This is a genomic window from Clostridium sp. (assembly GCF_029258205.1).
In the GTDB taxonomy this organism is placed as follows: domain Bacteria; phylum Bacillota; class Clostridia; order Clostridiales; family Clostridiaceae; genus Sarcina.
The window spans coordinates 1-6,341 of record NZ_JARHZJ010000030.1; the positions used below are offsets into that span (position 1 = coordinate 1).

The 6,341-nt window shown below is 25.1% G+C and carries 7 protein-coding genes; 2 read left to right on the plus strand and 5 right to left on the minus strand.

Features of this window, described 5'->3' with window-relative positions; genetic code table 11:
- Window positions 1–2: 2 nt before the first annotated feature.
- Window positions 3–341, minus strand: a complete 339-nt coding sequence (locus Q1J60_RS04450) for a bacteriocin immunity family protein (RefSeq protein WP_300259004.1) — start codon at window positions 339–341, stop codon at window positions 3–5.
- Between the two features lie 295 nt (window positions 342–636).
- Here Q1J60_RS04450 and Q1J60_RS04455 point away from each other — a divergent pair, with 295 nt between their 5' ends.
- On the plus strand, window positions 637–852 hold the full coding sequence (locus tag Q1J60_RS04455; RefSeq protein ID WP_300259006.1) for a hypothetical protein: 216 nt from the start codon (window positions 637–639) through the stop codon (window positions 850–852).
- Window positions 853–911: 59 nt separating this feature from the next.
- Here Q1J60_RS04455 and Q1J60_RS04460 read toward each other — a convergent pair whose 3' ends face one another.
- From Q1J60_RS04460 to Q1J60_RS04470, 3 genes are all read right to left on the minus strand, one after another.
- Complete coding sequence (locus Q1J60_RS04460; RefSeq protein ID WP_300259008.1) at window positions 912–1,322, minus strand: GNAT family N-acetyltransferase; 411 nt, start codon at window positions 1,320–1,322, stop codon at window positions 912–914.
- A 238-nt stretch (window positions 1,323–1,560) separates the two neighbouring features.
- Window positions 1,561–4,122 carry an FtsX-like permease family protein gene (locus Q1J60_RS04465; RefSeq protein WP_300259011.1) on the minus strand — a complete coding sequence of 854 codons (2,562 nt, stop codon included), beginning with the start codon at window positions 4,120–4,122 and terminating at the stop codon, window positions 1,561–1,563.
- A 16-nt stretch (window positions 4,123–4,138) separates the two neighbouring features.
- A complete protein-coding gene (locus Q1J60_RS04470) occupies window positions 4,139–4,840 on the minus strand; it encodes an ABC transporter ATP-binding protein (protein WP_300259014.1) in 702 nt (233 codons plus the stop codon).
- A gap of 387 nt (window positions 4,841–5,227) precedes the next feature.
- Here Q1J60_RS04470 and Q1J60_RS04475 point away from each other — a divergent pair, with 387 nt between their 5' ends.
- Window positions 5,228–5,782: a TetR/AcrR family transcriptional regulator gene (locus Q1J60_RS04475; protein WP_300259017.1), complete on the plus strand. Its 555-nt coding sequence runs from the start codon at window positions 5,228–5,230 to the stop codon at window positions 5,780–5,782.
- Window positions 5,783–5,980: 198 nt separating this feature from the next.
- Here Q1J60_RS04475 and Q1J60_RS04480 read toward each other — a convergent pair whose 3' ends face one another.
- Window positions 5,981–6,283 (minus strand): hypothetical protein, encoded by a 303-nt coding sequence (locus tag Q1J60_RS04480; protein WP_300259020.1) that lies wholly within the window; start codon window positions 6,281–6,283, stop codon window positions 5,981–5,983.
- Between the last annotated feature and the right edge of the window lie 58 nt (window positions 6,284–6,341).

Here is a 6,341-nt window from a genome sequence, read left to right on the forward strand (position 1 = left end):
TTTTATTGAAACCAAAGTTTAGTTGCACACAAACCAATAGCTAAATTTTTCTCGAATAGTCCTGTAGTAGAAATGTCCATATAAAGCTTACCAACTTCATCACTAAGTTTTTCTTTATATTTAAACTTACTAAGTGCTAATAGTCTTAAAGATTCAGCTAATTTCATTATTTCTAAGTCAAAATCTTTTCCACTTTCAACTGCATTTTTAAATTCAACCAATATGCTACGTTCCTCTTCAGAAGTTTGTTCATTTAAAATTAAATCATAAACTCGTGCTAATAAATTATTTTCTAATAACTCCATTTTTTCTTTTTTACTTAATTTATCTGGATTTTTCATAAAAACTCCTCCTAAAGTTTCTTAAAGTATTGTATCTTTAATAATACAATCTACTTTCCATAGTCTTTTAATTCTCATCAAATCAAGATAGTACAAAAATAATCAGCATATTTTTGATTATTGCTGATTATTTTTTAATATCTATTTATAAATCTTTTTTATTTGTTAATAAACTCAAAACACTTAACAGTATAATTTTAACATTAATTTCATAATTTTAGAAGTCTTGTATTTTTATAAATTTTAATTCATACTAAAAATAAAAATAAAAATAAAATTTATAAAGGAGAATACTATGAATACCAACAAAGATAATAAAAAAAAATCATTAAATAATACTCTTATTAATATAGTCATTACCATTTTATTAGCCATATTAATCATAATAATATTTTTCTCATTCTTAATATGGCAAAAAAGTAGGGATTGGATATCCATTATATCTATGTCTATATGTATGCTAGGTACTTTATTTAATATATATCTTTTATTAAAAGAAAAATCAAATTAATTATGCAGTGAATTTAAAATAAAAATATATTCTATCTTAACATTCATTAATAACTAATATTAAAACTTTACAAATGATACACAACAAAATTCTTCAGCCATAGAAAATCCAACTTTTTTATAGAATAAAATATTTTTCTCCTCTTTATCTGTTAAAAGTACTTTTTGCCTAACATTTTTATATTTATCTAAAATAATTTCTATAAGTCTTTTTCCGATTCCTCTGTTTTGGTACTTTTGTAATATTAAAATATCTTGAATATAAATTATAGAATGTCCATCTCCTACAACTCTTATCAAACCTACCAACAAATCCTTATCCCAAACACTTACCACTTTTAATGAATTTTTAATTGCTTTAATTAAAGACTCTATGTCTTTAGTATATGAACTCCACCCAACATCATTATACAGATACAGTATATCTTCAATATTTAAAATAATATCTTCTTTAAAAACTAAATTTTCCATATTTATCCCCAATAATATCCAATTAATTATTTAATATAATCCTGTTCAAAGCGCATAATAAATCCCTCCAAGTATTTATATTATATCACCACACAAATATTTAATTACATTTTTTAAAATTTTACAGCTTACTAATTAACTAAAAGATTCATATATTTTCTTATTTATAATAAATTAAAGAAAAAGGGTGTGTATTAAAATAAATATTAATAAAACTTAATACATCCCATTTTCTTTTTTACTCATTTGATTTCAATGCATCAATCATATTAACTTTTCTTAACTTAACATGCATAAGTATCATAACTATTACTGTGAAAAGTATAGTTATTAAAGCTGAGAATATATAGCTTGTTATGTTTATATTAGGATACATCATCATAGTATCTGTTTCTGATGTCTTTATTATAAAGGCATGTAAAATCTTTCCTAAACTTGCCCCTGCCAATATTCCTAATAAGGTTAAGATTATATTTTCTCTTAATATATACATTGTAACTTCATCATCAAAGAATCCAAGAACTTTTATTGTTGATAGTTCCCTTATACGTTCAGAGACATTTATATTGTTTAGATTATATAAAACTACAAAAGCTAATGATCCTGCTGATAATATTATTACTAGCATTACTACATTCATGTTAGCTGCTGATTCTTTAGTTGTCTTTTCTATTTGTGATGTCATTGTTACATTCACAACATTCTTGCACTCCATAAGCTTTGAAGAAATTTCATCTTCATTTATCTTATTCTTATCAAAGTTTATAAGATCTGTATTATAATTAGCTTTCTTTCCAAATACTTTTTCGTAATATGATGGTGACATATATATTGAATGCATAATGTAATTTTCAGCTATCTCCTTTACTTCTACATCATAAGTATTATTATTTTCATTCTTAAAGGTTATTATATCTCCAATGGATACTCCTAAAAGTTTTCCTAACTTTTCATTAATAACAACTCCCTCATCTGGAATCTCATATTTTTTTCCTAAAATTCTATCATTTAAAACTATAAATTTATCTAGCTCATCTTTATTTTGAGGTACATATAGACTAACTGTCTGCTTATTCATTCCTTCTTTGCTAAAGGTTACTGATTCTTGGTGCATTCTTAAATTATTTTCATATCCAGGTAATTCCTTTAAAATTTCATTATATTTTTGAATCTCTAATTCTGTATGATTATCTCCAAATACTACCATAGTTTCATAGTTCCATAACTTATCGAATTGCTTTTCAACCATTCCAGTATTTGAATCCTTAAGTCCAAATCCAGTAACAAGAAGCGCCATACATCCAGCAATACCAAATATAGTCATAAGCATACGCTGTTTATATCTAAATATATTTCTAAATGTTACCTTTTGATTGAAGTTTAATTTTTCCCAAATTGGTGTAATTCTTTCTAATAATATCTTTTTGCCTAGTTTTGGAGCCTTTGGTCTCATAAGATTTGCTGGTTTATTTTTAAGTTCAACTCTTACAACAAATGAGGCTGCTCCCACTGTACATAGTATAGATATTGCTAAAGCTTGAATTATATAAGATGAATAATAATAAGTATCTATATTAGGTAAATCATATAAACTTGTATAAGCATTGCTTATTATATTAGGAAGAATGTTGCTTCCAACTAATATTCCAAGTAGACATCCTATAATACTTGCTAAAGCTGCGTATATTACAAACTTTAAGGAAATTTCAAAATCTCCATATCCTAAGGCTTTCATAGTACCTATTTCTATTCTCTTTTCCTCTACCATTCTTGTTATTGTTGTTAAACAAATTAAGACTGACACTATAAAGAAAAATACAGGTAATACTGATGCAATGCTATCTAAACTATTAATAGAATCATTATATCCTGAATATCCTGGATTATCAGTCCTATCAAATACGTAGTAATTACATTCATTGAAATCATTTAAAGTTGATTTTTCTTTTTCTTCAATTTCTTTTCTTCCTTCTGCTAACTTTTCATTTTCATTTAACTTTTCATAAGCCTTATTAAACTCTTTTTTAGCTTCCCATTTTATCTCTTCAACTCTCTCTATTTTTCTATTAGAATATAAATCTTCAAGGTATTTATTATTCTCTTCCATTAATTCCTTGTACTCATCTCCATAAGCATTAAGGCCTTGTACATTCTTAAATCTTACATATATTTCAGTGTAAGCACCCATATTTATATCTTCAATATTTAATACACCAAAATAATCAATAATTCCTTTTCCAACAGTGGTTGATCCTCTTGACTCTTTTTCAATATACATTGGACTTTTTACAATCCCAACAATTTTAAACTTATTTTCTTTAAAGTTCTTCATTGTATTTTCATCAGCGTCAATTGTAAAGTAATCACCAATTTTTAAGTTTTTATTTAACTTAAAAGCTCTTTCATCTAAAGCTATTTCTCCACTTTTTTCTGGTAACTTACCTTCTAATACAACTAAATTATTTATATTATTTTTTACATTATACTCCATAAACTTAACCACATTACTCATATTAGTTAAGTTTGCATCTATACTATGAGTACCATAATAATCTAAGATATTAGGATCATTCTTAATTAATTCTAAATCTTTATCACTTAATCCTAAAGTTGAAATAATTTTGCTATCCATAAGATTTTCATTATTATAAAACTTGTTTATGGTTTTATTCATATCTGGACCTGCTGATTTTATTCCAGAGTAAAAGGCAACCCCTAAAAATATAATTAACATTATAGAAAAAAATCTAGCTTTTGATGATAAAATTTCTCTTACTATGGACTTTTGATATGCCTTCATCTAAAACTATTCACTCCTACCACTCTATTTCTTCAACTGAGATTGGATTAGAATTAATCTCAATACTTCTAACTTTTGCATCATTAATCTTAATAACCTTGTCAGCCATAGGTGCTATTGCTGAGTTATGAGTTATTATTATTACCGTAGTTCCTATCTTTCTACATGTATCTTGAAGTATTTTTAAAATTTGCTTACCTGTACTATAATCTAAAGCTCCTGTTGGCTCATCACAAAGTAAAAGTTTTGGATTTTTTGCAATGGCTCTAGCAATAGAAACCCTTTGTTGCTCTCCACCAGATAATTGTGATGGGAAATTATCTTTTCTATGTCCAAGCCCAACTAACTCTAAAGTTTTCTCAACATCTAAAGCATTATTTGAAATTTGAGTGGCAAGTTCCACATTTTCCTTTGCAGTTAAGTTTTGTACTAAATTATAAAACTGAAATACAAATCCAACATCATATCTTCTGTATTTAGTAAGCTCTCTATTACTAAATTTTGATATATCAGTTTCATCAATAATTATTTTACCTTCATCACAGCTATCCATTCCCCCTAAAATATTAAGTGTAGTTGATTTTCCTGCTCCACTTGGTCCTAAAATAACAACAAATTCTCCCTTATCAATAGAAAAATTAATTCCATTATTAGCAACAACTATGTTTTCACCAATTTTATATCTCTTATGAACATCAATTACATCTATATATGCCATCTTATTCCTCCCTAAACCAACAAATATATTATAAAAATTACTATATACTCAAAGTTATTAAATAGACACTTTGTTCATTTAATTTTATAATAAATAGTATAAGTTAATAAAACACCATAAACAATAATCACATAATTTCTTAACGTTATTAAATGAACATTTAAAATTAATTTGTTTATTTAATAACATTTAACATTAAATTATCTAAACTATGTTTTAAAGTAAAATTTATTTTCAAACATACCTTAAAGACACTATTTAATAGATATTAAACACTCTTTTTTAAATTATGTAAGTGTTAAAGAATATTAAAATCAATAGATTTTTAAATATATAAAAGAATATAAGTGTTATTATATACACTAGATATTAAAAGGAGAGGTATATATGGCTGGTGTTAATGGAAATCGTAGAACTTTATATACTAAGAAGGTTATTAAGGAAAGCTTAATAGAATTGCTTAAAACTAGAGAAATTCATCAAGTTACTGTTACTGATATTTGTAAGAAAGCTGATATTAATAGAGGAACATTTTATACTCACTATAAAGATGCCTTTGACTTGTTTCAGTCTATGGAAGACGAGTTATTCAATCAAATTTTAAAATATATAAGAGAAATTCCAATAGAAGAATACAATAATTTACTACTTCTTAATGTACTTGAATTAATTAAGGAAAATAAAGATTTATGCAAGGTTCTATTTTGTAATGAAAGAGATAGTAGTATATTAAATCGTATTTTAAATATTGCAAATCAAATAGATTTAATGGAGCTATTTAATAATAATAATTTAATAAATAAAACTAGTGCTAATTACTATATGAGATATTCTGTTGGTGGTTGTATTTCAATCATTGAAACTTGGTTAGAAAATGATCTTCCTGAATCTCCAAAGGAGCTTGTCCAAATAATTAATAGTATAAATAAAATCATCAATTAAAAATATATTAAAACCTCATCTACTTTAAATTGCTATATACAAATTTAAAAATCACACACTAAAAATATTTTAAATTATCTCAAGTTAATTTTAGCTTATTTTCAATAAGAATATTTCTTAAAAATAATTGAGACTGTAGAAAACTTGCATAAAAACAAAATTCTCTACAGTCTCAACTAATTTCTATCTCATCTTTATTTATCTATAATATCCATATTCACAAAGAAGTTCATGGCAACTATTTACTTCCTCATCTGTGAAAAGTTCATTGTATTTAATTTCAACAATAGTAGCTTCCATAGTAAGATCTAAACGATTTACCTTTTGTAATTTATCAAAACCATCTGAAACTCTACCTTTACGTAAAATTTCTTGAACTGTTCTTACTCCGCCAAACTTCTCTATTGTTAATAAAAGTCTTTTTTGAGAACAACCACACTCTTTTTCTGCTATTTCACATTTCTTAATAAGTTCTTTTTCAAAATTCTTTTCTAATGACATAATAATTTACTCCAAATATATTTTTTTCTTATAATTATACTATATAATTATATATTCA

Bases quoted from the DNA above. Each gene is read 5' to 3' on its own strand.
- Q1J60_RS04455 (WP_300259006.1), top strand. From the start codon at position 637: ATGAATACCAACAAAGATAATAAAAAAAAATCATTAAATAATACTCTT.
- Q1J60_RS04465 (WP_300259011.1), bottom strand. From the start codon at position 4,122: ATGAAGGCATATCAAAAGTCCATAGTAAGAGAAATTTTATCATCAAAA.
- Q1J60_RS04460 (WP_300259008.1), bottom strand. From the start codon at position 1,322: ATGGAAAATTTAGTTTTTAAAGAAGATATTATTTTAAATATTGAAGAT.
- Q1J60_RS04480 (WP_300259020.1), bottom strand. From the start codon at position 6,283: ATGTCATTAGAAAAGAATTTTGAAAAAGAACTTATTAAGAAATGTGAA.
- Q1J60_RS04450 (WP_300259004.1), bottom strand. From the start codon at position 341: ATGAAAAATCCAGATAAATTAAGTAAAAAAGAAAAAATGGAGTTATTA.
- Q1J60_RS04470 (WP_300259014.1), bottom strand. From the start codon at position 4,840: ATGGCATATATAGATGTAATTGATGTTCATAAGAGATATAAAATTGGT.
- Q1J60_RS04475 (WP_300259017.1), top strand. From the start codon at position 5,228: ATGGCTGGTGTTAATGGAAATCGTAGAACTTTATATACTAAGAAGGTT.